Origin of the sequence: Occallatibacter sp., from assembly GCF_049582745.1 — a bacterium.
GTDB lineage: Bacteria > Acidobacteriota > Terriglobia > Terriglobales > Acidobacteriaceae > Telmatobacter.
In genome coordinates this window covers 42,063-68,520 of sequence record NZ_JBAUUO010000063.1, presented here as the reverse complement: position 1 = coordinate 68,520, position 26,458 = coordinate 42,063, and the positions used below count along the sequence as shown (strand labels likewise).

Annotated in this window: 20 protein-coding genes; 6 read left to right on the top strand and 14 right to left on the bottom strand. The window is 59.1% G+C overall.

Annotated features, from left to right (window positions below):
• Positions 1-49 precede the first annotated feature (49 nt).
• On the bottom strand, positions 50-1,627 hold the full coding sequence (locus tag WCA10_RS09645; protein WP_472822297.1) for a MiaB/RimO family radical SAM methylthiotransferase: 1,578 nt from the start codon (positions 1,625-1,627) through the stop codon (positions 50-52).
• Positions 1,628-2,246: 619 nt separating this feature from the next.
• Here WCA10_RS09645 and WCA10_RS09640 point away from each other — a divergent pair.
• Positions 2,247-4,679: an ABC transporter permease gene (locus tag WCA10_RS09640; RefSeq protein WP_472822296.1), complete on the top strand. Its 2,433-nt coding sequence runs from the start codon at positions 2,247-2,249 to the stop codon at positions 4,677-4,679.
• Positions 4,680-4,960: 281 nt separating this feature from the next.
• Here WCA10_RS09640 and WCA10_RS09635 read toward each other — a convergent pair whose 3' ends face one another.
• The 3 genes from WCA10_RS09635 to WCA10_RS09625 all read right to left on the bottom strand — a co-directional run bounded on the left by WCA10_RS09635 (position 4,961) and on the right by WCA10_RS09625 (position 8,694).
• The gene (locus tag WCA10_RS09635; RefSeq protein WP_472822295.1) at positions 4,961-5,278 is read right to left on the bottom strand and encodes a hypothetical protein; all 318 of its coding nucleotides are present in this window, start codon (positions 5,276-5,278) and stop codon (positions 4,961-4,963) included.
• A 31-nt stretch (positions 5,279-5,309) separates the two neighbouring features.
• The gene (locus tag WCA10_RS09630; RefSeq protein ID WP_472822294.1) at positions 5,310-6,521 is read right to left on the bottom strand and encodes a hypothetical protein; all 1,212 of its coding nucleotides are present in this window, start codon (positions 6,519-6,521) and stop codon (positions 5,310-5,312) included.
• Between the two features lie 181 nt (positions 6,522-6,702).
• A complete protein-coding gene (locus WCA10_RS09625) occupies positions 6,703-8,694 on the bottom strand; it encodes a 30S ribosomal protein S1 (protein ID WP_472822293.1) in 1,992 nt (663 codons plus the stop codon).
• 536 nt (positions 8,695-9,230) lie between these two features.
• On the opposite strand from WCA10_RS09625, the gene WCA10_RS09620 reads away from it, so the two are divergent.
• Complete coding sequence (locus tag WCA10_RS09620) at positions 9,231-9,806, top strand: HIT family protein (RefSeq protein ID WP_472822292.1); 576 nt, start codon at positions 9,231-9,233, stop codon at positions 9,804-9,806.
• Between the two features lie 399 nt (positions 9,807-10,205).
• Here the strand turns inward: WCA10_RS09620 and WCA10_RS09615 are convergent, their stop codons facing one another.
• A complete protein-coding gene (locus WCA10_RS09615) occupies positions 10,206-10,838 on the bottom strand; it encodes a hypothetical protein (protein ID WP_472822291.1) in 633 nt (210 codons plus the stop codon).
• Positions 10,839-11,029: 191 nt separating this feature from the next.
• Entirely contained in the window at positions 11,030-12,508 is a 1,479-nt protein-coding gene (locus WCA10_RS09610; RefSeq protein WP_472822290.1) for a DNA recombination protein RmuC, read from the bottom strand.
• A gap of 338 nt (positions 12,509-12,846) precedes the next feature.
• Between WCA10_RS09610 and acpP the strand changes: the two genes are divergently transcribed.
• Together acpP and fabF are read left to right on the top strand one after the other, a co-directional pair.
• Positions 12,847-13,095: an acyl carrier protein gene (gene acpP, locus WCA10_RS09605; RefSeq protein ID WP_150169911.1), complete on the top strand. Its 249-nt coding sequence runs from the start codon at positions 12,847-12,849 to the stop codon at positions 13,093-13,095.
• 3 nt (positions 13,096-13,098) lie between these two features.
• Positions 13,099-14,346 (top strand): beta-ketoacyl-ACP synthase II, encoded by a 1,248-nt coding sequence (gene fabF / locus WCA10_RS09600; protein ID WP_472822289.1) that lies wholly within the window; start codon positions 13,099-13,101, stop codon positions 14,344-14,346.
• 84 nt (positions 14,347-14,430) lie between these two features.
• Here the strand turns inward: fabF and WCA10_RS09595 are convergent, their stop codons facing one another.
• The 7 genes from WCA10_RS09595 to WCA10_RS09565 all read right to left on the bottom strand — a co-directional run bounded on the left by WCA10_RS09595 (position 14,431) and on the right by WCA10_RS09565 (position 23,078).
• On the bottom strand, positions 14,431-15,189 hold the full coding sequence (locus tag WCA10_RS09595; RefSeq protein ID WP_472822288.1) for a Yip1 family protein: 759 nt from the start codon (positions 15,187-15,189) through the stop codon (positions 14,431-14,433).
• A 167-nt stretch (positions 15,190-15,356) separates the two neighbouring features.
• Positions 15,357-16,421, bottom strand: coding sequence for a DUF5715 family protein (locus WCA10_RS09590; protein ID WP_472822287.1), 1,065 nt, complete (start codon positions 16,419-16,421; stop codon positions 15,357-15,359).
• 597 nt (positions 16,422-17,018) lie between these two features.
• Positions 17,019-19,850, bottom strand: a complete 2,832-nt coding sequence (gyrA, locus tag WCA10_RS09585) for a DNA gyrase subunit A (protein WP_472822286.1) — start codon at positions 19,848-19,850, stop codon at positions 17,019-17,021.
• 187 nt (positions 19,851-20,037) lie between these two features.
• Positions 20,038-20,436 (bottom strand): helix-turn-helix domain-containing protein, encoded by a 399-nt coding sequence (locus WCA10_RS09580; RefSeq protein WP_472822285.1) that lies wholly within the window; start codon positions 20,434-20,436, stop codon positions 20,038-20,040.
• Positions 20,433-20,756, bottom strand: a complete 324-nt coding sequence (locus WCA10_RS09575; RefSeq protein ID WP_472822392.1) for a type II toxin-antitoxin system RelE/ParE family toxin — start codon at positions 20,754-20,756, stop codon at positions 20,433-20,435. Before WCA10_RS09575 ends, WCA10_RS09580 begins: the two co-directional genes overlap by 4 nt.
• Before the next feature lie 205 nt (positions 20,757-20,961).
• Complete coding sequence (locus tag WCA10_RS09570) at positions 20,962-22,173, bottom strand: glycosyltransferase family 39 protein (protein WP_472822284.1); 1,212 nt, start codon at positions 22,171-22,173, stop codon at positions 20,962-20,964.
• A 245-nt stretch (positions 22,174-22,418) separates the two neighbouring features.
• Positions 22,419-23,078, bottom strand: coding sequence for an Ig-like domain-containing protein (locus tag WCA10_RS09565; protein ID WP_472822283.1), 660 nt, complete (start codon positions 23,076-23,078; stop codon positions 22,419-22,421).
• A 355-nt stretch (positions 23,079-23,433) separates the two neighbouring features.
• Between WCA10_RS09565 and ruvB the strand changes: the two genes are divergently transcribed.
• Positions 23,434-24,633, top strand: a complete 1,200-nt coding sequence (gene ruvB / locus WCA10_RS09560; protein WP_472822282.1) for a Holliday junction branch migration DNA helicase RuvB — start codon at positions 23,434-23,436, stop codon at positions 24,631-24,633.
• 134 nt (positions 24,634-24,767) lie between these two features.
• Positions 24,768-25,322: a thioredoxin family protein gene (locus WCA10_RS09555; RefSeq protein WP_472822281.1), complete on the top strand. Its 555-nt coding sequence runs from the start codon at positions 24,768-24,770 to the stop codon at positions 25,320-25,322.
• A gap of 212 nt (positions 25,323-25,534) precedes the next feature.
• Here the strand turns inward: WCA10_RS09555 and galU are convergent, their stop codons facing one another.
• Positions 25,535-26,410 (bottom strand): UTP--glucose-1-phosphate uridylyltransferase GalU, encoded by an 876-nt coding sequence (gene galU, locus WCA10_RS09550; RefSeq protein WP_472822280.1) that lies wholly within the window; start codon positions 26,408-26,410, stop codon positions 25,535-25,537.
• Between the last annotated feature and the right edge of the window lie 48 nt (positions 26,411-26,458).

Here is a 26,458-nt window from a genome sequence, read left to right as displayed (position 1 = left end):
CCTGAGTATAGCACTGGTTTGATGCCAAAGCCGACCGCAGCGCTATGGATTAAAAGGTGGTTTCGAGGGCCGGTTTGCGGGAAACGGGAAGCGCCTCGAGTTGGGAATCGGAACCGCAAGCGCCAGAGCGGACGGGCATTACCAGGAGCGCGTTATCGGCGCCCAGGCCGGTCACGCGCAGGCGGACGAGCTGGTTGGCAGAGAGCGTGCCCGCGAGTTCGACGGGCAGGAAGTTCTCAGTGAGAGCGGAAGTGCGGTTTGCGCGGGCGAGAGCAGCCGTCGAATGCAGAGTAATGGCCTCCAGTTCGGTGCCGATGAATTGGCGCCGGTGCGCTCGGGTCCTTGCCGCGGCGAGAGAGCGAAGAACGCTCATGCGCTCATTGACGATCGCGGCTGGAACGGGCGAATCGGCGTGAAGAGTCCATGCGCGTGTGCCGGGGCGCGGCGAAAACGGAAAGAGATGCAGGTACCCGAAGGGAAGCGCGCGAATGAAATCGCAAGTCTCCTGGAACTCGCGATCGGTTTCGCCCGGGAATCCGACCATGACATCGGCGCCGAGAGTGAGCGAGGGGCCAGCCGCACCGAATAATTCGGAAACCTTGTCGGCATAGTGCCAGGGGCGATAACGGCGATACATGCGGCGCAGGACAGAGTCGGATCCTGATTGGAGGGGAAGATGCGCATGGCGCGCCAGCCTTGTTCCGCCACATTCAGCCATGACACCGATGAGCGCAGCGTCCCAGTCCATCGGCTCAATGGAACTCAAGCGCAATCTTGGCAGATCGGTTTGTTCCACGATCGTTCGGACAAGCGCAGCGAAAGTGCGGATCGGCGACTGTGCCGGATCGAGGTCGCGGCCCCAGCGGCCAAGGTTGATTCCGGAGAGCACCAACTCGTTGCCGCCGGCGGCGACAAAGCTGCGGACGTGTGCCAGAACCGATGCGGCGGAGAGGCTGCGCGAACTGCCGCGCGTCTGCGGAATGACGCAGAAGGAGCAGCGGTTGGAGCAGCCCTCCTGGATTTTTAGATTGGGGCGCGTTTGCGCACCGGGCGCGATCGGCGCTTCTTCAAGGAAGGAATGGGCGAAGGTGTCGTCGGCCAAGATGAGCGTGCGATTCGACGCGATGAGCAGGTCGGAGACGGTGACGAGGGGCGACGGACCCACGGGAATTGGAGCCGTTTCCCTTTCGTCGGCATTTGAGGCACGCGACCGACTCCGTGGGTTCCCCGAGTCGTGCTCTGACACGGGCTGCAAATTGGCTGACCGCAAGTTTTCCATCGATCCGAGCCCGAGATGGAGTGCAATTGCGGGGGCGAGCGCTTTGTGGCTGTTGCCGACGACGGCGGCGACGCCGGGGAGGACTGCCAGTTCTTCAGCGGCGCGCTGGGCATAGCAGCCAGTGGCGATGATACGGGCTGCGGGGTTGAGGCGATTAGCGCGGCGGATGTAGGCGCGGGCTTCGCGATCGGCCTCGGCGGTAACGCTGCATGTGTTGACAATGACCACATCGGCCTCGGAGGGCTGGCTCTCGGCAGCGGCCGCGGCACGTAGAAGAGCGGCGATCGCTTCGCCGTCGGCGCGGGCAGCGCGGCAGCCGAAGTTTTCGACGTGGAAGGTGGGCGGCACAGGTTCAGTTTAGCGGCATCAGGTTAATCGGCTGCGGCAAAGGTGGGATCCGTCTTTCCCCCGGCCAGAACGAGATGCATCACGGTGCGCGCTCGATCCAGGTTAGCGGCGTTTCGATATGCAACCGTTTGGTTGCGGGTTAGCCCCCCCTCCCCCACCCCGTCTCTGGAAGCAAATATCCTGTTTTCTGAGGGTTATGGCGCAGTTATAGCCGCAGATATTTCTCTCGATTGGACTTCCCCACAAATATTTCCAAATACAGGGGTTAGGGCCGGAGGACGGTTTGATGTCTCACGAACATTCCCTTGCAATCATCAAACGCATCAGTTTTTCTGATTTCCGCCAGAACTGCTCGATATCAGGCGCTGAACAAATTCACGCGCCCTGAACTCTCTGAGTTCTCTCGTAGTTCCATTATGAAGAGATCGGAGAAATAACCTGCAAAGATGGCAGAGAAATTTTTGCGGCGGTAATCAGCTCATTTGCGCGGGGTTAGGCAGGAACCGGAACCCGTCGAATGGAGCTCGTCTCTTGACAGCGACGATGTCCGGCGGAGATGAGTTGTGGGAACCACCGGGCAGAATGCGACCGGTGGATCGAAGGCAGGCGGGTCATAGATATGGTGGATGCTGCGCGAAGGCTTTGGGACGATGTGCGCTACGCGGCCAGGCAATTCCGGCGGGCGCCGGGGTATGCGGTCTTCACTGTGCTGGTGCTGGCGCTTGGGATCGGCACGGTCACCGCGATGTTCACGATCAGTTACGGCGTGCTGCTGAGACCGCTTCCCTTCGCGGCCGATCGGCAGCTTTATGGGCCGCTTGAACAGGATGGCAAGAACGACGATTATTTGACCGCCGCGTTTCCGGAGATCCGGCAATGGCAGCAGGCGACTGCCGGATCGGCCGACATTGCGTTTACCGGCGGCGGCTTGAATATCGTGGACACGCCAGCCGGCGCCGTGCTGGTTTCAGAGGTCACGGCCAGCGAAAACCTGTTTTCGCTGCTGGGTGTTTCCCCCATGCTGGGGCGCGACTTTTTGCCGACGGAGCAGGAGACCGATCACCCCGATGCGGTGGTGTTGAGTTATGCGATGTGGCAGCGCAGTTTCGCGGGCGATCGCGGCGTGCTGGGAAAGACCGTTCATATCGGGGACATGGGTTACACGGTGGTTGGGGTCATGCCTCGGGAGTTTGAATATCCCGTCTACGACGATCGTCCCGAGGTGTGGGTCCCGATGCTTCGCAGTGCGATGACACCATCGGCGAAGGATCCATACGGTGCGTACTTTGCACCGATTGTGCGCGTGCATGGCGGCGTGCCGCTGAACAGGATTGAGGCGCAGATCGCCAACGCGCACGCTCCGTTTGTCGAGCACGGCAAGCAAAGCCGCGTGCACCTGGTGCGCAAACACGATCTGATGGTGCATGATGTGCAGCCGGCGTTGTTTGCGCTGGAGATTGCCGTCGGCGTGGTGTGGCTGATTGCGTGCTGCAACGTTGCCGGGCTGCTGCTGGCGCGGGTGGCGGCGCGACGGACGGAGATTGCCGTGCGGTCGGCGCTGGGCGCGGGGCGGCGGCGGATCGTGGCGCAATTTCTAACGGAAAGCCTGCTGCTGAGTGCGGCGGGAGCAGTGGGGGGACTGGCGCTGGCGGCGACAATGCTGCGGACATTCCAGCACATGCTGGGGAAGATGCTGCCGATGGCGCCCAACATTCATTTGAATTGGGCAGTGTTTTTGAGCCTTCTGGTTCTCACTCTTTTGACGGCGCTGGCATTCGGGACATTTCCGGCGCTCGTAGCGGCGTGGGCGGGGACGCAAGCGGGATTTGGCAGGAAGCAGGCGGGCGATCGCGGACAGAGTCGCGCACGCGCGGTGCTGCTGGTGGGCGAGGTGGCGCTGTCGATTGCACTGCTGAGCGGCGCCGGATTGATGATGCGGACGATGTACGCGCTGCGGCACGTGCCGCTGGGGTTCCGGACAGATCACCTTCTGCTGACAAGTTTGACCGCCTCATCGAGCGAATATACGGGCCGGAATATCGGCGCGCTGGGCTGGCGTCCTGTGCTGGATGCGGTGCGACAGATGCCGGGAGTGGAGAGTGCCGCGATGTCCACGGTGATGCCGCTCGAGCATCCGGTGGAGTTGCTGACGGTTGTGTACAAGACCGATTGGATGCAGGCGGACGACATGGCCGCGGTGCGCGCGGCTTCACCGGAGCTGATGGACGTGCTGGGTGTGCGCATGCGGAGCGGACGCTTCTTTGGTGAGAATGACACTGCGTCGAGCTTGCCGGTGGTAGTGGTGAACCGGACGTTTGTGATTCGCTATCTTGGCGGAGGCGATGCGCTCGGTAAGCCGATCCGGATTGGGCGCACCCCGTGGGCTGCGACGATTGTGGGCGTGATCGACGATGTGCACCAGGATGATGTGGCGGCGGCGAGCCAGCCGGAGGTTTACGTTTGCATGGCGCAGGTGGCACCGGAGAATCCCCTGTATCGGGCGCTGCTGGGGAGATACATGCAACTGGCGGTACGGACGGAGATTGCGCCGGGAGCGATGGTTCCCGAGGTGCGACGGAAGATTGCGGAGGCGAATGCGCGGCTGGCGATTGGGGATTTCACAACCATGGAGGCGGCCGTCGAGGATTCTCTGGGAGCGCAGCGGCTGGCGGCGGAGGTGGTGGGCGTGTTTGGAGGACTGGCGCTGCTGATTACGGTGGTCGGACTGTACGGCCTGTTGAGTTACCTCGTCGAGCAGCGGACGCAGGAGATTGGAATCCGCATGGCGCTGGGTGCGGACCGAAGCGCCGTTGTGGGCATGGTGATGCGGCAGACGCTGATGCTGATGGGTGCGGGCGTGGTGATTGGCCTGGGGATGGCACTGTGGAGCAATCGGCTGCTGCATGGATTTCTGTATGGCGTGAGCGCTACGGATCCGTGGACGATGGGACTGGCGCCGCTGGGGTTGGTGATCTGCGGGTTGCTGGCGGCAGTGGTTCCGGCGCGGAGGGCGGCGGGGGTGAATCCGGTGGAGGCGCTGCGGGCGGAGTAGCGGGCTCGCCGTTCGTGCTTTTCGCGCGCTATCGTTCTTTGGGAGCGGCTGGTGGGGGTTCGTGGTTTCCCACCCAAGCCGCAAAGGACGCGGCTTGAATGGGGCACCCGGCTGACTGCCGAAAAACAAGAGCAACTGCAGGTTCCTCGACTGCGGTCGCTCGGCGACCTCCGCTCGGAATGACATGAGCCTGACTATGGCGTGTGGCACTGAAGATGGCACTCTTCAACCCCGCTCGGCCTCCCACCCTTGCTTCAGAAGGATTGGGCACCTGGGATATTTCAAGACTTTTTCTGGTGCTCGTCCCGGTAGGCCTGCAGGCTGGTGCGGCCGTCGGGAAGCTTCCATCTGCGGGCAACGACGATGAACCAGATGAAGTTGAGCGCCGCGACAACTCCTGAAGCGCTGAAGACCGGCATGAACCAACGGCTCTGCACGCCAATGTACCTGATTGGGCCGATGAGGATGATGACTTCGAGGGCCGCAAATCCGAGCGAGAATATGAATTTGGACCAACTCCAGAGTCCGGCGCTCTGTTCCCGTCGAATGCCGGAGATGATGACGAGCGCCTGAACGACGACGAAAAGTATCCACAACATGTTGCGAGTCTCCGTGAAAACTGCTGGATGACTAGTTAATGGGAATGAGTTCGGTCCAGCTTTGGCGGACGGGGTCAACCTGGCCGTTGGGGTCGAAGGTAGGATCGCTACCGATGACGACGGTGCTGCCATCGGAGGATATCCAGTTGTGGGAATACTGATTGGAAGTCTCGATCTTGCGGCCGGTGTTGGGGTCGATGAAATCGGCGCGGTTGAGGGAGTCGCGAACCTGCTGTTGGGCGGCGTGGTCGATGGAGGCCTGCGTGGCGCGATCCTGTGCCATCGCATGGTCGGTCTGGTCCTGTAGCTGATTTTGGAATTGCTGGCCGCGTTTGATCATGCCTTTGGTGACTTCTTTGTAGTGTTCTTGAATTGACGCAAAGAGATCGTTGTTGGCCTTCTGCCACGCGGCGAAACTCGTGCGCATCTGCTGCTGGATGCGAGCGTCCCATGCCGGGTCGATCTGGGGTGGAGGCAGATTCTTGCTCATCATGGCGTCGAGGCCGCCTTTGGGTGCGCGCCGAATGCTCGTTCCCCGAGAACGGCAGAAGCGGCGAGTCATGGCTGGGCGATTGAGTTGCGGGTAGGCGGGCATGCCGTGCTCGTCGCACGTGATTGTGGCACCGATAAGCTCTTCGACCGGGTGTCCTTCGAGCTGATATTCGAGGCGGATGCGCGCGCTGTCAATGATGTTGCGGCCCTGCGGCCCTGCATTTGCCTGAAGGCTGCGTTGCTGAGCCGCGAGCCCCTGCTGCATCTGCGCTGGTAGAGGAACCACGCTTATGTTTCTCGCGTCGGGACGCATATTAGGCACCACAATATTCAGAAGGAAACCCACGGCGGTGGTTATATTGATGGCCTTACACCCGTGCCCCTGCGGGCTCTTACCATCGCTGGCCCAGTCCCATGTGACACCGGGAAGCAAGGAGTAGGCAGTTATGCGATCTGGACCGACCGTGGTGAAAGAGAGGCCCGCCGCCGGAACAGCGGGGGCGTGGCAACCGCCGGGACGAAGGATCATGCCCGCATACTTCCAGCCGGTGGGAATGTCGACGGTGAAGGCGGTCATATTTAGAGGTTTGTCTTTGACCGCGACCTTTTGGGTGGTCGTCCAGTTTGCGGCGGCTTCGGCACCTTCTCTCGGAGGCTCGCTCAAAGCGGAGCCCGTGGGCTGGCTGAGAGAGACGGCGATTACAAGGATGGCAAGAACGGCGGCCGCGCGGGCGGTAGGAAGACAGATCATGAAGACCTCGCTGAGATTGCACTCTGGGGAAGAACGATCTTGAGTCGGTGCTGTCCATGCATAATACGCGCCGGAAGGCGTGACAATACATCGAAGATTTCACCACTAGAATGGAAGAAAAGCAGAACGGCCACCCTTGCGGGTGGCCGTTTTGATGGAGCGGGTGGTGGTGCGGAGCGATTTAGTGGTTTTCGCTCTTGCGCCAGTTAATGAGGTCGCCGAGGGTGGTGGTGCCGCTCGAGACGGACTGTTTGTGGCTGCCGCCGCGTGCTTCCGCCTTGTAGTCCTGAACCTCGGAGCGGCTGGCTTCGTGGCCGGACACCGCGCGCAGGCTGAGGCCCACCTTTTTCTCTTCGACGTTGATCTTGATGATCTTGAAGTCGTGCTCCTGACCGGCTTCGAGCTTCGAGGGTTCGCCGGGCACTTCGCTGGCTTCAGAGATGTGGCAGAGGCCTTCAACGCCCTCGGCGATTTCAACGAAAGCGCCGAACTGCGCGGTGCGCAGCACCTTGCCGTGGACCACATCGCCAACGCGGTGGGTTGCGAAGAAGCTTTCCCAAACATCGGGCTGAAGCTGCTTGATGCCCAGGCTGAGGCGGCGATTCTGCGGCTCAACGCCGAGAACGACTGCCTTGACCTTTTCGCCCTTTTTCACGATTTCAGAAGGATGCTTGACGCGCTTGGTCCAGCTCAGGTTGGAGACGTGGACGAGGCCGTCGATGCCATCCTCGATTTCGATGAAGGCGCCGAAGTCGGTGAGGTTGCGAACGCGACCCTCGACAACGGTTCCGGCGGGATAACGCTCGGTGAGGTTCTCCCAGGGATTCTCCATCAGCTGCTTCATGCCGAGCGAAATGCGGCGGTCAGCGGGATTGACGCTGAGGACAACCGTGTCGACTTCGTCGCCGGGCTTGACCAGCTTGGAGGGGTGCTTGAGGCGCTTGGACCAGGTCATCTCAGAGAGGTGAACGAGGCCTTCGATTCCCTGCTCGAGCTCAACGAACGCACCGTAGTCCGTCACCGAGAGAACGCGGCCGTGGACGTGTGCGCCGACGGGATAGCGTTCTGAGGCATCGAGCCACGGATCGGGCGTGAGCTGCTTGAAGCCGAGCGAGACGCGCTGCTTGTCTTTGTCGAACTTGAGTACCTTGACCTGGATCTCGTCGCCGACGTTGACCAGATCGCGGGGATGGGTGAGGCGTCCCCAGCTCATGTCGGTGATGTGGAGCAGGCCGTCGATGCCGCCGAGGTCGACGAACGCGCCGTAGTCGGTGAGGTTCTTGACGGTGCCGGTGAGGATGGCGCCTTCGCCGAGATGCTCGAGAGTGGTGGAACGCTTGGCGTTCTGCTCTTCTTCGAGAATCTCTTTGCGGGAGACGACGACGTTGCCGCGTTTCTTGTTGAGCTTGATGACGCGGACTTCAATCTGCTGGCCGAGATAGCCGTCGAGGTTGCGGACGGGACGAATCTCAAGCTGCGAGCCGGGCAGGAAGGCTTTGAGGCCGATGTCGACCGTGAGTCCCCCCTTGACGCGGCTGACGACAGTTCCCATCATGGGGGTCTTGTCATTGGCGTGCTTCTCGATGGTGTCCCACACGCGGAGGCGCTGGGCCTTCTCGTAGCTGACGAGATAACCGCCTTCGGACTCTTCGCGTTCGATAACCACGTCGATGACTTCGCCGGGCTGGAACCTTACCGCGCCGGTGTGATCGAGGACCTGTTCGATGGGCACGAGGCCCTCGGACTTGAGACCTACGTCGACAACCAGATGCTTTTCAGTCTGCTTAAGTACGGTGCCGGAGACGACTTTGTCGCCATAGGCTTCGACGGCAGCAGCTTCAGCGGCCTGCTCGCGCTCAAAGGCTTCGAGGGCGGCTGAGAAATCTTCAGCGGATTCGGGGCTGTGTTCGGCCGGCGCGTGCGCAACGTGAGGAACGGGTTCTTGAAGTTCCGTGTGCTCTTGTTGTGCGGGAGCGGCCTGGGCTACAGGCTCGGTTGGGGCATCGGCGTCCAGCGCTTGTGTTTCGACAGCAGGTTGTGCTTCGGCGGTCTCTGGGTTGGACGTGGATTCGGACGAAGGAGCATCGAGCTCCGTCGCAGGGTCGAGGGTGGGTGTTTCGAGTTCGGTGTTCAGGGTTATGCTCTCGGGTTCGGGATTGAGGACGTTTGGCATGACAGCAGCTCCGATTCATTGGCCCGGCGACGTTGTTTCTGTCGACGGATAGCACGTGCGCGCCGCGGTGGCGTGCAATGCCTTGGGCCGGGACCTTCGGCGAACCGGGAGCTTTGGGTCCGGGCGTTTCACGAAGACGGGGCTTCGAGCCAGAGAGCTGGCGGCAAAGCGACTCGTCTCCTTGGGAAACACCAGGCAGGCAACGGCTGGCTGGAGGGCGGCCGCAGCTAACTGCTGGAATCCGCGCAGGAAGCTACGCTTCTAAGTGTAGCAATGGTCTGTTTTCCCCGTCAATGCAACGATTTGAGTGTTGTGAACGGGGGATGACAAAGTGCTGCATGGATGGTGCAGTTCGTCGGAGATTCGGTTGAGGTTAGGGGTGAAACGTGACGGCGAATACAGGTGTGGACGATTCTGACGCGTGAACAAGCGCTGCTGTCTGGCGGATCGGCGAGAATCGCGAATTGGAACGGAACCGCACACTATACTGAGGTGCGAAGTCCGCAGGGTGAAAGGGTTCGAGGCGAAGCCTGAATATGGATCAGCTCTGGAGTCCGTGGCGATTTGCATATGTAACGACGGCGGATGGAGCGCCTCGGCCCGGTGTGCCCTCGCGCCTGAACGCGTGGCCGGGGGACCTGAACTGCGTCTTCTGCAACCTGATTGCCAGCATCGATTACGCCATTGAGCACGGAATGAATGCCGACGATGCTGAGGAAGCGGGAGGGCTGGTCAGGCGCGGTAAAACCTGTTTCATCTGCCTCAATGCGTACCCGTACACGTCGGGGCACGTGATGGTGATGCCCTACGCGCACCTCGATCGCATCGCCAAACTCGACGCCGATGCGGCGCACGAACTGATGGTCCTCGCGCAATTGACGGAGCGCGCGCTGGAGCAGCTTTACCGGCCGCATGGGTTCAATTTCGGATTGAACCTGGGCCAGGCGGCGGGAGCGGGCGTTGCCGGACATCTGCACATGCATGCGATGCCGCGGTGGATTGGCGATACCAACTTCATGACGACGGTGGCGGAGACGCGGGTGCTTCCGGAAGATCTGGGCACAACCTGGAAGCGGATGCGAAAAGCGTTTGCAGAGTTGGAAAAGCTTTAGCGGTGCTTCGCACGCATGATCGGGGTTAGCAGCACTGCGCGCCTGCCAGACTAGTCGCGATGAGACATCGCGACGATGGCCGTCACCGCTGAAATGCGCAACCATACGGTTGCATTTTTCCAATTGTTCTGTTCCGATGGGCGAAACTGAGATTGCTATTGCAGACCCGCGAGCCTCCGGCTTTGCCGGGGCGGCGGTAGAAGCATGAGCGCAGTCCCTACGGGACTCAGGCAAACGTTGCCCCACGCTGAAGCGCGGGGTTAACAACCACTGCGCCTGCGGCGCGGGCGACAGGCGGCCGCAGACATGGAGCGCTTCTACACAGGCCCTTTGAGGGGCTACCAACCATCCCTTTGAGGGGATACCAACCATAAAGCCTCCGGCTATGCCGGAGGATACTTACTTCTGGCCATTTTTCAAGGCGGCGAGGGACGCCGCAAACTCCTGCCATTCATCCTTGGCGTCCGCTGCGGGCTGAGCCGCAGGCACTTCCACCCGAGCCGGCTTGGCGCTTAGCTGAGTGACGGTGGGGGGGATCTCAACGGCGAACCTTTTTACCGGCGGCTTCGCGCTTTCTTGAATCGCGACTGGAGAATCTTCGTCAGACTGCTTCATCCTCTCTTCGATCGACTTCAGAAGATTCTGAATGGCCTTGTCGGTCGATTCTTGAACCGGTGCGGGTTGCTGTTCTTTCTCAAGGATGTTTCGTTCGGACGGCGCGTTGTTCCCCGGTGCGTAAGCATTAGCTCTGCCGGCGGAACCGCGTACTCTTTCCGATTGCAGTTGCGCGAGCTGTTCGCGCAGACGAGGGAGTTCTTCTGCGCGAGCGCGGAGTTCGGCGAGTTCGACCATCTTCTCTTCGAGCTCTTCGCGCACAGAGAATTCACGCGCGTCTGCGGAGATGTGCGCTTTATCGAGCGCATCTTCAACCTGCGACCTGACGTTGGAACGGCCCCAAAAATATCCACAAAGCAGGCAGATCAGGCCAGTTCCAAGTGCGACCGCACAGACGAGTATGAACGTGCTTCCCATGTTTACCGGCGCCCTAATCCTATATTTAAGCGGAACTGGGGTGCCCTTGTGTCGAGGTAACCGGGACTTTTCGGGACCAAAGTAACGGAGAAATCCTGTTATCTGGGACTGGTTGAAGAAATCGCCGTTGGCAGTAATATCCGGACTTTAATTGTCCTCAAATATTCTCAATTTTCCAGGATTTGGCAACGTCATTCGTTTCCAAGAGGCACCCCACTGCCGGTCTCATCGGCTTCGGCGGCGAGGGCAAGTTCGGCTTGATCAACGTGGGCGCGATCGAGGATGTTTTTGGGAATGGATTTGCTTGTGCGCAGGCCGAGTTCCTTGAGCATCTCGACCTGGCGCACAAGATTGCCGCGCCCCTCGGAGAGCTTCTTCATCGCATCTCCGTAGTGCTTATCTGTCTTGCGCAGGCTGTCGCCGATCAGATCCATGTCTGTAACGAATCCTGCAAATTTTTCGTACAGTTCTGTGCCGCGCTTCATGACATCGCGCACGTTGCGTGCCTGGCGTTCCTGCTGCCACAGGACGTTGATGATGCGGATGACATAGAGCAGCGTGGTGGGGCCGACGAGCAGGATTCCCTGCTTGTAAGCGTCAGCCCAAAGTTCGCCGTCGGACTGCAGGGCCATCAAGAATGCGGGTTCGACGGGCACGAACATCACGACAAAGTCAGGAACCTCGATGCCGGGAAGATTGTGATAGCCCGCCTTGGCAAGACCGGAGATGTGCCCTCGCATGCTTGCCAGGTGTGATTTAAGTGCAATTTTGCGAGTGTCTTCTTCGGTAGCGTTGACGCAGTCGGTGTAAGCGGTGAGCGAAACTTTCGAATCAATTACGAGGTTACGCCCGCCCGGCAAAAAGACGATCACGTCGGTGCGAACAGAACGCGCACGTTCGCCGTTTTCGCCTTCAACCGCAAAGGATTGCTGAAAGACGTATTGCTCGCCTTCACGAAGGCCGGCCTTGTCGAGCAGATCGCGGAGAATGAATTCGCCCCAGTCGCCTTGAGCTTTCGAGGAGCCCCGTAGTGCCGTGGATAGATTGCGAGCCTCCTCAGTCAGCGCCTGGTTCAGCGTGCCGAGGGCGCCGATCAGGGTTTTGAGCTCGGTAACGCCAGTGGTGGATTCCGTCTGAACGCGCTCAACTCTCTCGCGGAATTCCTTGATCTGTTCTCGAAGTGGATTGAGAAGAGTGCCGATTTCTTTCTGGCTGCCGTCTGAGAACGACTTTGATTTTTGATCGAGGATATCGGCTGCCAGCGCCTGAAATTGATCGGCGAGAGTCTTCTTCGCATTTTCGAGAAGCTCAACCTTTTCGCCGAGGCTCTTGCGCTCGTTTTGCAGGTCGGCTTCGAGCTGGCTGATGCGGGCGGCCTGGGTGCGTGCGGCGTCGGCACCGGTTTGCAACTCAGAGCGGAGGCCATCGCGCTCGGTGGTCAAACGGTTGATAGTCTTGTCGCGTTCCGCTGCGAGGGATTCAAAGCCGGCCCGGGCAGCGGACTCGGCATGGGCCTGCGCCAACTGCTTTTGCAGGTTTGCAAGCGCATCGAGAGATTCGCGATTGCGCTGATCTAAAAGAGCCAGCTCCCGTTTAGTCGAAACCGTGCGGATCCAAAAGCCAAGCAAGATTCCTGCGACAAGGGCTAGAACGGCGATAAGAGCTTGCATGGAGGCCTCCGAGAATCTCTTCGCCTAATGTACGCCTTTTCTATGTGCAATTCCGGGTCGAAACCCGGGCTTTTTACACGGGGGTTGCGAAGAAGTCAAGAGGCAGCAAGTTGAGCGCAGGTGATTGATTTATTTCCACTCTGGGTTGCTTTACACACCGGGAGCCGCCCGGTAGACTTGGAGTTTCGGGGCCGGGCAATCTTTTCTTGTCGCGGCGATTGTGTTGGTGTGCCGAATGCCGTTATTGTTGGCAGGCGGAATCGAAGCGGTTGAATCCCCGGATCAAAACCGGGTTTTTGGACCGGATTTTTGGCAGAAAGAATCGAGGAGAATCAGGCATGGCGGTAGAAGAAAAGGTAAAACAGATCATCGTTGAGCAGTTGCAGGTGGACGAGGCCGAAGTGACCCCCGGCGCAAGCTTTCAGGAAGACCTGGGAGCGGATTCGCTGGACGTGGTGGAACTTGTAATGCAATTTGAAGAGGCGTTTGATCTGGAAATTCCCGACGAGGACGCTGAGAAGATCAAGACCGTGAAGGACGCGATTGATTACATCGAGAAGAACGAAAAGACCGCGAAAGGCAAGTAGCCGGTGAATCGTAGAGTCGTGATCACCGGCATTGGGCTGGTGTGCGGTGTGGGCAACACCGCTCCGGAGGTGTGGGAAAACCTGCTAGCCGGAGCCAGCGGTATGGCTCCGATCGCAGGCTTCGACACAACCGGTTTTCCTGTCACGTTTGCCGCCGAGGTCAAGAACTTTGACCCGCTCAATTTCGTGGAAAAGAAGGAAGCGCGCAAGATGGGGCGCTTCATCCATTTTGCCTTTGCAGCCACGCAAGAGGCGATGGAGCAGTCGGGCCTGGAGATTGCGCCGGATATTGCCGAACGTGTGGGCGTGTTTATCGGCTCGGGGATCGGCGGGTTCGAGATCATCGAGCGCGAGCATACCAACCTGCTGAACGGTGGCCCCCGCAAGATCTCGCCGTTCTTTATTCCCGCGGTAATTGTGAACATGGCGGCCGGGCAGATCAGCATTAAGTATGGTGCGCAGGGGCCGATTTCTGCGACGGCCACGGCGTGCGCGACGAGCGCCAACTCCATTGGCGACTCGGTGCGCATGATTCTGCATGGCGACGCAGACGTCATGATTGCGGGCGGCACGGAGGCTTCTGTGACTCCGCTGTCCGTAGGCGGGTTCGCTTCGATGCGCGCCCTCTCGACGCGCAATGATGAGCCGACCAAGGCGAGCCGGCCCTTCGACAAGGATCGCGATGGATTTGTGATCGGCGAAGGCGCGGGAATCCTGATTCTGGAAGAGCTCGAATTTGCGAAGAAACGCGGTGCGAGAATTCTGGGCGAAGTGATCGGCTACGGCATGAGCTCAGACGCATATCACATGACTGGCATTGCTCCGGGAGGCGCGGGTGCGCAACGCAGCATGCGTGCGGCTCTGAAAGATGCGGGGATCAAGCCCGAGGAAGTGGGCTATGTGAATGCGCACGCGACCTCGACGCCGGCCGGCGATGGCAATGAATCGCGCGCTATCGAACTGGTGTTCGGTGAACACGCGCTGAGCCGTAAGCTGAAGATCAGCGGAACCAAGTCGATGACCGGACACCTACTCGGCGGCGCGGGAGGGCTCGAAGCGGGCATCACGGTGCTGGCGCTTATGAACCAGGAGCTTCCGCCCACAATCAATCTGGATAACGTTGATCCTGAGTGCCGCCTGGACTATGTGCCCAACAAGGCTGTCAAGCACAGCTTCGACGTGGCGCTGTCGAACTCTTTCGGATTCGGCGGGATCAATGCGACGCTGATTATGCGGAGATGGACGGAGTAAGACAGAGATCAGGGTTCAGAGATCGGGGGTTCAAAAGCTACGGCGCACATCATGCGATGTGCGCCGTTTTGTTTTTCCGGTGCATTAACTGAATGCGGCGGCAAGACCGGCACCGATTATCACAATCAGTGCCCACCAGCCAAACGATGCGATGTAGCCCGATGAGCGCTTGGTTCCGGCGACGATCGCCGTTCCGATGCCTACGAGGACCAAGGTCCAAATGGTGACGAAATCAAGCGAGGTAGCAAGGCTGTAGAGACCGGCATTGATATCGGTTGGCAGAAATGCGCCCACGTTGGTTGGCGCAAAATTCTTGATGTTAAACGAATCCGGCGCGGTGCCCGCGAAGAGCACCGCTATCCCCAGGAGCGTTTTGATGCACGAGGGAAGCATTGCATACATCCAAACTGTGAAGACGCTCCCGAACTTAGCCTTGCCGCCGAAGCCGAAGTTGATCGTTCCCAGCAGAACCGCTGAAATGATTACTCCCATGAGGAGCAAAACGACTGGTGTACCCAGAAAAATGCCTTGCGTGATCGCAGTGGAGATTTTCATCCGCTGCTCGCGCTGCTCGGGAGTCAACTGCGCCATCTGATCTTCAGCTTTTGGGCTGAGCTTGATCTGATTTTCACTCACCTGCCGCATGCCGACTTTGGCGTTCACAACGCCATAGAAGGCAAAGCCGAGAATGACGTAAATGATGAATGGCAGCCACCAACTTTTGTGGCCGGCTTTGATGTCGGCGAAAGTTTTGGAGGGTGCCGCGAAGATGTTGATGACCCGCTGCAGTTGAGTGAGACCCTGCGAGGCTTCGCCCGCTGGTTGCACTGCTTGATCGTTCATGATTTGCCTCTCGAAAGAATCGGTTTTCAGGACCCGGCATGTCGGAAAAACTGCGCGACCGTGGATCCATCACGAACGCCGGGATTTCCGCTCGCGGCGATTGTAGCGCGTCCGGTGCAGTTTCGGAATGAATTTTAGAAAAAGGGGTGGCGCGCAGATTGCGGCTGTTATCGATTGTCGGGAGAGACGCCGACTTGGGAAGGAGAGTCCTGTGAATCCGTCACCGGGATTACTGGCGCGCCGGCGGAGTCGGGAGACCGGTGCGACCGCGATCCTGAATCGTAGTTCTTATACACCGTGATGTGGAAGCAACGCTGGTGGAATTCCTCTTCCACGTCGAGGACGCCAGCGTCCTGGTAGGCCAGCAGTTCGCGGCGCATCCACTGAAGTTCACGGCGTGAGAGGCCGGACTTGGCGATGTCGATGGTGGCGCCCGTGAGGTGCGGACTGACAATGTCGCCTTCAGCGTCGGCGGCGTTGCCGTTGATGCGCATCAGGCGCATCTGATACTCAACAGTGCGAACCGCGGAACTGACCATGAGCGGCGTGTGGAATTGGGTATGGTGAGCGCGCGCGAGGTCCGCGAGAAAGTGCGCGGTCCAGGGGCGGCAGTAGCGGCGATCGTCAGGCAGCGCAGGATTGACAGCGAGGGCGGCAGACTCGGGGACATGCACGAGCAATCCGCGTGCGATGCGATCCTGCAGGTCAGTGTCGTTTTCAATGCGCTCCAGGTTCTCTTCTTCAGATCGTTCGTTTTGACGCACGAGGGAGTCGTGGGTGCCGCGAAGCGTAAAGCTCGAAACGCGACCAGAAAAGAGCGGAGGGCGCGTGAGTTCCGCCATCTGACCGGAGGCCGTTGCGATCGGAGAGGGCGATTGGCGTGGCGCGGCGAGCGGGTTTCCGGCAGATGCCATGACCGAGGGATCGATGCCGGGAGCCGGCAGAGTATCGGTTTCGCGCGGCATAGCGCCTTCTTCCCCTGAGGGTTCCGTCGCACGCTGCGTCGAGCCGGATTCGGAGACTGCATCGTCGCTGCGACGGGGCTTGGCAGCAGTCCTTTCAGCGGAGTCGATTGCCGATGCGGCTGAGTCGTTCAGATCTTCCGATGCGGGTCTCGAGGTGGAGACGGGAACGCTGGGCAGCGGAACGAAGTGCGCTTTGGAGCGATAGCGGTTGTAGCCCGCTCGCCTGAGCGTTGCTGAGCGTCCGGCGGAGTTGCGTGTGCGATGCAATCGGGCTGATGCCGTACTTGTGTGGCGATGGGTCGTGCTGCGCAGTGCACCGGTTCTCGCGAATCTGTGAACCGAGCGCTGCCTTGTCCTGGTTGCGGCAGGATGGAGCGAGCGACGCGAGCGGTGTATGGTCGATTTGCTGATGTTTGCATGCGCGCGGGACCGCAAAGGCTCAATGCGCGCCGCCAAGGCGGAGGTCGCGATGAGCGTGACCAGCAAAACGATGAGACATGCGGTGCGTACCATCGGGGGTACGCGGAGAAACCTGAGCACCACTAGTGTAAGACGCAGCAAGGTCGATTTGGAGTGCTCATCGTGGTTCGGATTTGTCTGATAAGTCGCATTTTGCCTCGCCCCCTTCGGAAGCGGTTGCAATCGCGTGTTCGATGGATAACGCATGTACCTCACTTGGCGTAGTTTAATCTTTTGAAATCGCCGGACAATTGACTTGGAGAACTTCGGGTAATGATTGTGATGCCGAGGTGAAACGAGGCGTTGGCATGACGACTCGAATCGGAACGGTAAACCCCAGCTACCGGTGTTGACGGCTGGGGCATTTCAGATGAAGAGCTGCTATACCGAAAGACGAGCAGCGCCCTATTGAATCAACGTGCCCTGGTCATCTTCCTTGCCGTTCACTTCATCGGGCGGGATGATGACGGCGGCAGCTACCTTGTCGTCATCTTCGAGATTAAGCAGGCGGACGCCCTGGGTAGCGCGGCCGGCTGCGCGGACGGTCTTGGTATCGATACGGATGATCTTGCCCCACTGGCTGATGACCACCAGTTCCGAGGTTTCGTTGACCAGCAGGATCGACGCACTCTTGCCTACCTTCGGTGTTGCTTTCAGGTTGTTTACGCCTTGCGCGCCTCGAGCGGTCAGGCGATATTCGTCCACGTCGGTGCGCTTGCCGAATCCGTTTTCAGTGACGGTGAGGATGAGCGATTTGCTGACGCAGAGTTTCACGTCAAACTCTTTCAGATCTTTCTCTGCGTCATCGCGACGTTTTTCCGCAGTCTTTACCGCCGCGACTAGAGATTCGCTGTCTTTCGGACCGGAGCGCTGATCTTCTCTGGCCTTCTGAAGCTTCTCTTTGGCCTGCTCCAGAATGTTCCGCAACTCGGTGAGCTTCTTCGTAAGGTTGAGCTTTGCAGCGCACTCGTCGCGTTCCTTATCCCGCGTGGCGTCGGAGTCGGTGATGGCCGCGCCAATGACGTAGTCGCCCTTCTTGAGGGAGATTCCGCGATTACCGGCAGCATTGCGTCCCATGGGCCGCAAGCCAATGCCACTCCGTTCGGGATCGTACTCTTCATCGAAACGGATGGCCATCCCCTCGCGCGTGCCGAGGAAAATTGTCTGCTTGCCGTTTGTGAGGCCGGCCGAAATCAGATCGTCATCCTTTTCGATGGCGATGGCGATGATGCCGCGCGACATCACGTTAGAGAAATCCTTGAGCGGTGTCTTTTTCACAACGCCATTCCGAGTGGCGAAGAAGATGAACTTCCCTTCTTCTTCAAGATCGCGAACGGGCAGGATGGCGCGGACGTTTTCGCCGGGCTGCAGATTAAGCAGGCTCTGCATGCTCTTGCCCTTGCCTGCGGCGCCCACGTCAGGAACTTCGTAGACCTTGATCCAGTAGACACGGCCGGTATTGGTGAAGCAGAGCAGGTATGCGTGCGTGGAGTCGATGATGAGCTGCGAGACGAAATCTTCTTCCCGCGTCTTCATGCCCGTGCGGCCCGTGCCACCACGGCGCTGTTGACGATAGATCGAAATCGGAGTCCGCTTCAGGTAGCCCTGGTGACTGACGGTGACGGCAACCTGCTCGTCGGCGATGAGGTCTTCAAGCTGAAGCTCGGCAGACTCGTCGACAATCTGCGTGCGTCGTGCGTCGCCGTACTGATCGCGAACCTTCTCGAGTTCCTTGATGATGACGTTGCGCAACTTTTTGTCGCTGGCGAGAATCGATTCGTACTCCGCGATCTTCTCGCGAATCTCAGCGAGCTCTTTGAGAATTTCATCGACCGAAAGTTGCGTGAGGCGATAGAGCTGCAACTCGAGGATGGCATCAACCTGCTTGAGCGACAGCCCGCGCTCTTCGCTGGGCAGGCGCTCGCGATCGAGATTAATAACAATCTCAGTTCCCTTGCCCCAAGCATACAGATTCTCACGTGCTTCGGCGCGGGAGGCCGATGCGCGAATTATGCGGATCACGGTATCAAGATTGTCGAGGGCGATCTTGTAGCCCTCACGAATGTGCTCAAATTCTCTAGCCTTGCGCAGCAGGTAGACAGTGCGGCGCTGAACCACGTCGATGCGGTGATCGATAAAGGCGCGAATCGCCGCGTCGAGCGGGAACTCCTTAGGCTGGCCGTTAAGCACGGCCAGGAAGATCATCGAGAAGCTCTCCTGCATCTGCGTGTGCTTGTAGAGCTGATTCAAAACAATCTCTGGCTGCGCGCCGCGCTTTAGCTCAATCACGATGCGCATGCCGTCGCGATCGCTCTCGTCGCGCACGTCGCTGATTTCGTCGATGATCTTTTCGGTGACCAGCTCCGCAATGCGCTCGATAAGCTTGGACTTGTTGACCTGGTAGGGAATTTCGGTGACGATGATCGCCAGTTTTTCCTTGGTCAGATTCTCAGTGGCAACCTTGGCGCGCATCATGAAGCGGCCGCGGCCAGTCTTGTAGGCGTTGACGATGCCGCTCTTGCCGTAGAGGAATCCGCCGGTGGGGAAATCCGGCCCCTGGACGTGCTGGAGAATTTCGATCAGGCCGGCCTTGGGATTCTTGACGAGTTCGATGGTGGCGTTCACAACCTCGGTCAAATTGTGCGGCGGAATGTTGGTGGCCATGCCGACAGCGATGCCGCTGGATCCGTTAACGATGAGATTGGGAATGCGCGTGGGCAGAACCGTCGGTTCGAGCGTGGACTCGTCGTAGTTGGGGACGAAGTCGACGGTTTCCATATCGATGTCGGCGAGCAATTCGCCGGCGATGCGCGCCATGCGGCACTCGGTGTATCGCATGGCCGCAGGCGGATCACCGTCGACGGATCCGAAGTTGCCCTGTCCATCGACAAGCGGATAACGGAGCGAGAAGGGCTGCGCCATGCGCACGAGCGTGTCGTAGATGGCAGAGTCGCCGTGCGGATGGTAGACACCCATGGCTTGCCCGACGACTTTGGCGCACTTGGTGTACTTCTTGTTGTACTCGAGACCCATCTCGCTCATGGCGTAGAGCACGCGGCGATGCACGGGCTTGAGACCGTCGCGAGCGTCGGGAAGAGCGCGCCCGATGATAACCGACATCGAGTAGTCGAGATAGGACCGGCGCATCTCCTCTTCGATATTGATCGAAATGAGACTGCCTTCGCGTGGTGGCGTACCGCCATCGAGGGGGAGCTGGGGGTTCTGATCGTCGGGCATAGAGGTTTTCACCCGTCAGAGAGGCGGCAAAAAAATACCGGAAATGCTGGGCCGGGAGTCTCGCGGGCTACATACCTAGTTTACGCGCTGGAGGCGCGTATTCGCAAGGCCCATAGCGTCGAATAAGTCTTTGTCGGACATATATTTAAGAAGGGTTTGTCTCATCAGTGTACAGACACGTGAACGCCTATGCGGCGCCGCGAAATCTCGGCTTGGATTTGGAGCCTAATTTTACAGTCTTCCTGGCTATTTTTTTGGAGGGAGTCTCGCCCAAACCGGCCAGAATCACGGGTGGCCGATCAGGAAATTCAACAACCAGCGAGAGTTTGCCACCCACGCCTTCCACATAACTCCGCAGCGTGGAAAGGTACAGGTCAGTGCGCTTTTCGATACGGGAGATGCCCTCCTGTCCGATTTTGAGCTTCTTTGAAAGCCGGGCCTGGGTCAGCTTGCGCAAACGGCGCAATTCGCGGAGATGAAGCTCTTCAGCGATCAATTCAGCCGCCATCTGTTCGATCCGTCGGCGCGATTCCGGAGACCGCCGAGCCAGCATCTCATCCAAAGAGACCGTAGAATAAGCTCTCATCTCTTCCCCTTCTCCCCTGCAAGCGCTTTTTGGTGTTGATCGAAGCGACGATCGGCTATTTCGATAAGATTTCTGCAAAACCTGGTCTCTGAAACTCCGGACTTGTCGCCTCCCACCAGCACGACCGCTTTCCGTTTCACATCGAACGCAAAAGCAACTCGCCAAACACCGTCATCTGCGCGAAAACGAAGCTCCTTCATATTGGGGTGCTTCGATCCCTTCAGAGTATCCACATGCGGGCGGCCGAGTTGGGGGCCGAATTTCCCGAGCAATTCGGCACGAGCAAGAACCATCTGCTGAACATTCTCCGAAAACTGCATAAACTCTGAATCAAATTCCGGGTGAAATGCTACCGCAAATTGGTTGTTCATGGCGCCGCTGTGCTTTCGTTTGCTCTGTTTCCGAGGTTAGAACCGCTTCTCAGTCACAGGCTGATCCGGTGGCACCCAGTTCAACCAGCTATGACAGTGTAATACCACGCTTATGCCTTGCAGTGCCTAATGTCGTTGGATGCATATTTTATCCCTATGCCAAACTGGGCAGCGAGAGGATGCAGACGATGATCTGTAGCGCAACAAGCGAAGCCGCGGCAACGAGGAAGATCCTTCCACGCTGCGACTCGAAGCCGTCGGCAAAGACTCCGCCAACAAAGGTGAGGAGAAATGGCAGCGACCAAAGCCATGGGCTCGATTGGACGCCGGTCGTGACGAGTACGACGAGAACGAGGAAGCAGAGAAGCGGAGCGGTGTTGCCGAAGTAGCGCGATCGGCGCACGCCAAGGTAGAGTAACCCCGCTGCTGCCGCGGCGATCATAATGCCGGCGTTCGAGACTGTAGAGAAGAAGCGTTGAGCCGGCATCAACGAGATGGAAAGAAATCCGGAGGCAGAGCGGAAGACGTAACTGAAGGCGTCAGGGGAGAAGCCGTAGGATGCGAAAACCAGCAGGAGCGCTCCGCCGGACGCGAGAAGCACAACAGGAAGAATCTGGCTGCGGCGGCCTTCGGCGATCCACATCATCAGCACGAATCCGAGCAGCGCCGCCACGGGCAGAGCGGCGATGTGGGCGGCGGCGGCGATGCCGAAGACGACCGTGAGCAGAATAATGCGCGGACGCCATTTGCGCCTCGGCCCCTGCATGGCATGCGCAACACCGATGCAGGTGTAGATTCCGCCGTAAACGCCGAGAGCAGCGAAGATATCGGGATTGGGCGAGACGCATGCCTTCAGGATCAGGGGTGAGAAGCAATAGAGCGACAACGCGACATATCCGCCCATGTTGCCGTAGAGGCGCCGCGTAACCCACCATAAACCGGCCCCGAGAACACAACCGCATGCAAGGAACGGAAGACGCAGCAGCAGGAGAACATGGGTCATCTGGTGGCGGAGTTCCCAGACGCTCAACTCCGCGCTTGCCGGCCCTGCGGAGGGCTGGACGACGCGGTCCTCAGGCTTGCGAAAAAGGTCGAGACCACGCTGCAACAGCAGATTGAGGGTGAGAGGCAGGCCTGCCATGCGGTAGGCAAGAATGCCGTCGCGGATGTTGCCGCAGGAAGTGTAGTAGCCGGCCAAGGGCGACGGCTTCTCCCAGGTTTCACGCCCGCAGCGAGCGTACTGGTAGTCGCGATCCGACAGAGTCTGATGGCCCGTGATCCAGAGGCCCTGGATGAGGAAAAGGGCGAGGAGTCCCGCCGCGATCCGTTGCGGGAAGTTGAAGTGGAAGCGGCGAAGGCGGGCCAAGGAAGGGGTCATCTCGTACGACAGCAAACTGTTTCAGTCTAAATGCCAGAACCCGAAGGGTCTGAACCTCGCAGGAGACAGCGTGTTCTTCACTATCCGCCGCTTTGTCCAAGTTGGGTGCGTTTGCCTCTTGCCGCGGCAAGCCAATGGACAAAAACGTCGAAAGCCGCCCTTGTATGGGCGGCTTTCGACAAATCGTAGTCGGTACCGTAACCTCCTGAACAGCTTCTGAACAGCTTTGAAGGTTATTGCACTGAAAGCAGCGCTGTTCCTGGAATCGCCGAAGTCCCGTCGGGATTTGTATAGGCACCCTTAATGGTGGTTGAGCCTGCGGCGACAGCCGTAGCGCGGCCCGTTTGGTCGATCGTTGCGACACCGGTACTGCTTGAGGTCCACGACACTGGATTCGTCAAAGCAACTGGGTTGCCGGCGGCTGTGAATCCGCTCGCCGCGAATTGTTCAATTGCGCCGACAGCCACAGGAGCCGGGTTAGCAGGAGACACAACCACCACTGCTATATCGGAGTTCGCGGCGCCCGGCTGCGTCACATTGACGGTCATCGTGCCTTGAATCAAGCCGTGGAATCCCTGCGAACTGGCCGTGATCTGGATGCCGGAGCAAATGTTCTCCTGCGATTCAATCAGTCCGGTGCTGCTTACCGTGACGCACTCGGGTGTGGCGCTCGCCCAACTGACAGAAGTCGTGATGTCCCTGGTTACCGTAGCATGTCCAGGGCGCGTGTAAGAGCCGATAGCCGTCAGTTGGGTGTGGAGTCCCGGCCCGCCGAAGTTCATGACGCTCGGACTGACTGCAATTGAGGTCAGCGACGGAGAACTGATGCAGCTGGTGATTGGAATCAATATGCCAGTAATGAGCAAGGCACCTAACAAAGAACGATTACGCATTCGAATCTCCTGGCGTCTCCGCCGCGCTGGCCCAGCTTAGCCGTGGCCAACCTGCAATTCCAATGACCCCAGCACCCTAGGCCATTCCTCCGGTCTAACACAGGCCGGTTTCTGGTGTGTGTTCAGTGAGCCGCAGCCGGGCGCAAAGACGTTATCCGGGCTATGCAGCCATGACACGAATCTTTGCCCACCTAGCTCCTCACTTCGTGAAAGAACCGAGTAAACACGACAACATGCCTCTTGAGAGGTGGCCCAAGAATACGGCACTTTCAAGCGGCGAATCAATAGCAATCTTGGGTCAGAGAGCCGGATTTGTTACGCGCGTAACTTGCTAAATTGCGAATAGTTGGCAGCAATGGAGCCCTCGGAGTTATCGCTGCAGCACGCCACATCTCAACGACAGCCGAGCCTGGAAATTCTGGGCTGGCTGAGCCGTTTTACCTGGGGCGCCTGCAACCGCTACACTTCTCGCAAGATGGCGATTGCGCCCGACAACTCTCCCAAGCACCCCAGGAACGAAGACCTGTCCCTGGGGACCCCGGTGGAACGGCTGGTTAGCGCCTCGCGCGCTGAGGAAGAACAGAGTTTTGAGCTGAAATTGCGGCCGCGCTGGCTGAAAGAGTTCATTGGCCAAGCGAAAGCCAAGGAGCAGCTGGCCATCGCGCTCGAAGCCGCGAAGTCGCGCGGCGAGGCCCTGGACCACGTGTTACTATTCGGGCCGCCTGGGTTGGGCAAAACGACGCTGGCCACCATCATTGCCAATGAGCTCGATGTCGGTTTCCAGCAGACTTCGGGGCCCGCGCTCCAGATTCAGGGCGATCTCACGGCGATCCTGACCAATCTGCGCGAGCGCCAGGTGCTGTTTCTCGACGAGATCCACCGCATGCAGCCGGTTCTCGAAGAGAAACTTTACACCGCTCTCGAAGACTACAAACTCGACATCATCATCGGGCAGGGACCGGCGGCGCGCACGCACGTGATGGAGCTCAGGCCGTTTACCTTCATCGGTGCGACGACGCGCCCGGGCCTGTTGAGTTCGCCGCTGCGCTCACGTTTCGGAATCATGCTGCGGCTGGAGTTCTATACCGAAGATGAGCTTCGCTTTATTGTGGAGCGGTCGGCGGAGGTGATTGGTGTGCCAATCGATCACGATGGTGCGGCAGAGATCGCGCTGCGCTCGCGTGGGACACCGCGTATTGCCAACCGGCTGCTGCGCCGGGTACGGGATTTCGCGCAGGTGCGCGCTGCGGGGAGTATCGATCGGCCGACGGCCAATGCGGCGCTGACCATGCTGGAAGTGGATGCACATGGATTCGACGAAATCGATCGCCGGCTGATGCTGACGATTATGCAGAAGTACGATGGCGGCCCGGTGGGACTGGGCACGCTGGCAGCAACGTTAGCCGAGGAAGAGGACGCGCTCGAGGAAGTGTACGAGCCATTTTTGATTCAGATTGGTTTTCTGGATCGGACTCCGCGCGGGCGCGTGGCGACACGGCTGGCTTATGAACACTTTGGCGTGGACATGCCGCGACGGCAGCCGGGGCTGTTTTAGTTTGGCGGGCTAGCAAACGCTGCGCGACTGGCTAGCGGAATCAGGTTGCAGGATTAGCGAGTTAGCGCCGCTTTGCGGTTGGCCAGTTAGCAAGTTAGCGGCTTGTCGCACGATGGAATTCATGGGGTGCTTCAATGGCTTTGACTGAATCGACGATGTTGGAACTGGGAACGACGGCGCCGGATTTTGCACTGCCGGATGTGGTGACGGGAAAAACGGTGCGGCGGGACGATTTTCGCGGGCAAAAGGGATTGCTGGTGATGTTTATCTGCACGCACTGCCCCTATGTGAAGCACGTCGAAAAGGGGCTGGCGACGCTGGGCGCCGACTATGAAGGCAAGCTGGGTGTTGTGGCCATCAGCAGCAACGATGCCGAGAGTTATCCGGATGACAGCCCGGCAGGATTGAAACACCAGGCGCAGACATTTGGATTTAAATTTCCCTATCTCTACGACGAATCGCAGCAGGTGGCACGCGCATACAAAGCTGCATGCACGCCGGACATTTACCTGTTCGATAAGGAACTAAAACTGGTTTACCGCGGACAGTTCGACGGGAGCCGGCCCGGAAACGGCGTGCCCGTCACGGGCGGCGACCTGCGCGCTGCGATGGATGCCGTCTTGAGGGGCGAAAAGCCAGGCGCCGATCAGCGGGCTTCGATAGGGTGCAATATCAAGTGGAAGAGTTAGGCAGAGTTTCCGCCGCCTTTTTCCTTTGCTTGAATTTGCCGAGCATCCGGACCGTCAGCCAACTGCCCAGAAGGCCCGGGACAATATAGTTCATTTCGTTCCGCGACAATAGAAAAGCACACGTAGGCCGCGAGGGCGAAGAACAGGTAGAAACCCGCGTAAGACAGTGGCAGCAAAATTGGCAGAAAGCCCACGGGGTCAGTCTATCTGTCTTACAGCGGCAGGCTCTTCAAGTATTCGCGAAATTTTTCGCCGAACTCGGGCCGCTTGAGGGCAAACTCCACGGTCGCCTGCAGCATGCCGAATTTGTCGCCGGCATCGAAGCGCTTGCCTTCGAAGGTGTAGCCGAAGACCGGCTCTTCTTTCAACAATGCCTTGATGCCATCGGTGAGTTGGATTTCGCCGCCGGCGCCAGGCGTGGTTTGCTCGAGTAATTCAAAAATGCGCGGAGAAAGAATGTAGCGGCCGATGATGGCCTGCTTTGAGGGCGCGTCCTCAAGCTTCGGCTTCTCCACCATGCCGGTACAGTTGTAAATGCGCGGATCGTCAGGATCAGGTGAGCCGGCCAACACACCGTAAGCCGAGATCCCGGGCCCCTCAACGGTCTGCGTGGCAATCACCGAACCACCACGCTCGTTGAACACATCCATCATTTGCTTGAGGCACGGGACTTCGGAGTCGATCACATCATCGGGCAGAATCACCGCGAACGGCTCGTTTCCCACCAGTTCCTTGGCGCAGAGCACAGCATGACCGAGGCCGAGAGGTTCGCGCTGCCGCACGTAGCTCACGCGGGCAAGCGCCGAGACACCGCGTGAAACGGCCAGCAATTCTTTCTTGCCGCGCCGCTCGAGGGTCGCATCGAGCTCGAAGCTGTGGTCAAAGTGGTCTTCCATGGCACCTTTGCCGCGCCCGGTGACGATGATGATGTGCTCGATGCCGGAGGCGACCGCCTCTTCAACGCCGTACTGAATAATGGGCTTGTCGACAAGAGCCAGCATTTCCTTGGGAATCACCTTGGTAGCCGGCAGGAATCGTGTACCCAGGCCGCCTGCGGGAAAGACTACTTTCCGTATTTGCTCGCTCATCAAATCTCCAGCAAAACTTTCAAAGCCACCGGGGGGATCGGGCGCGGC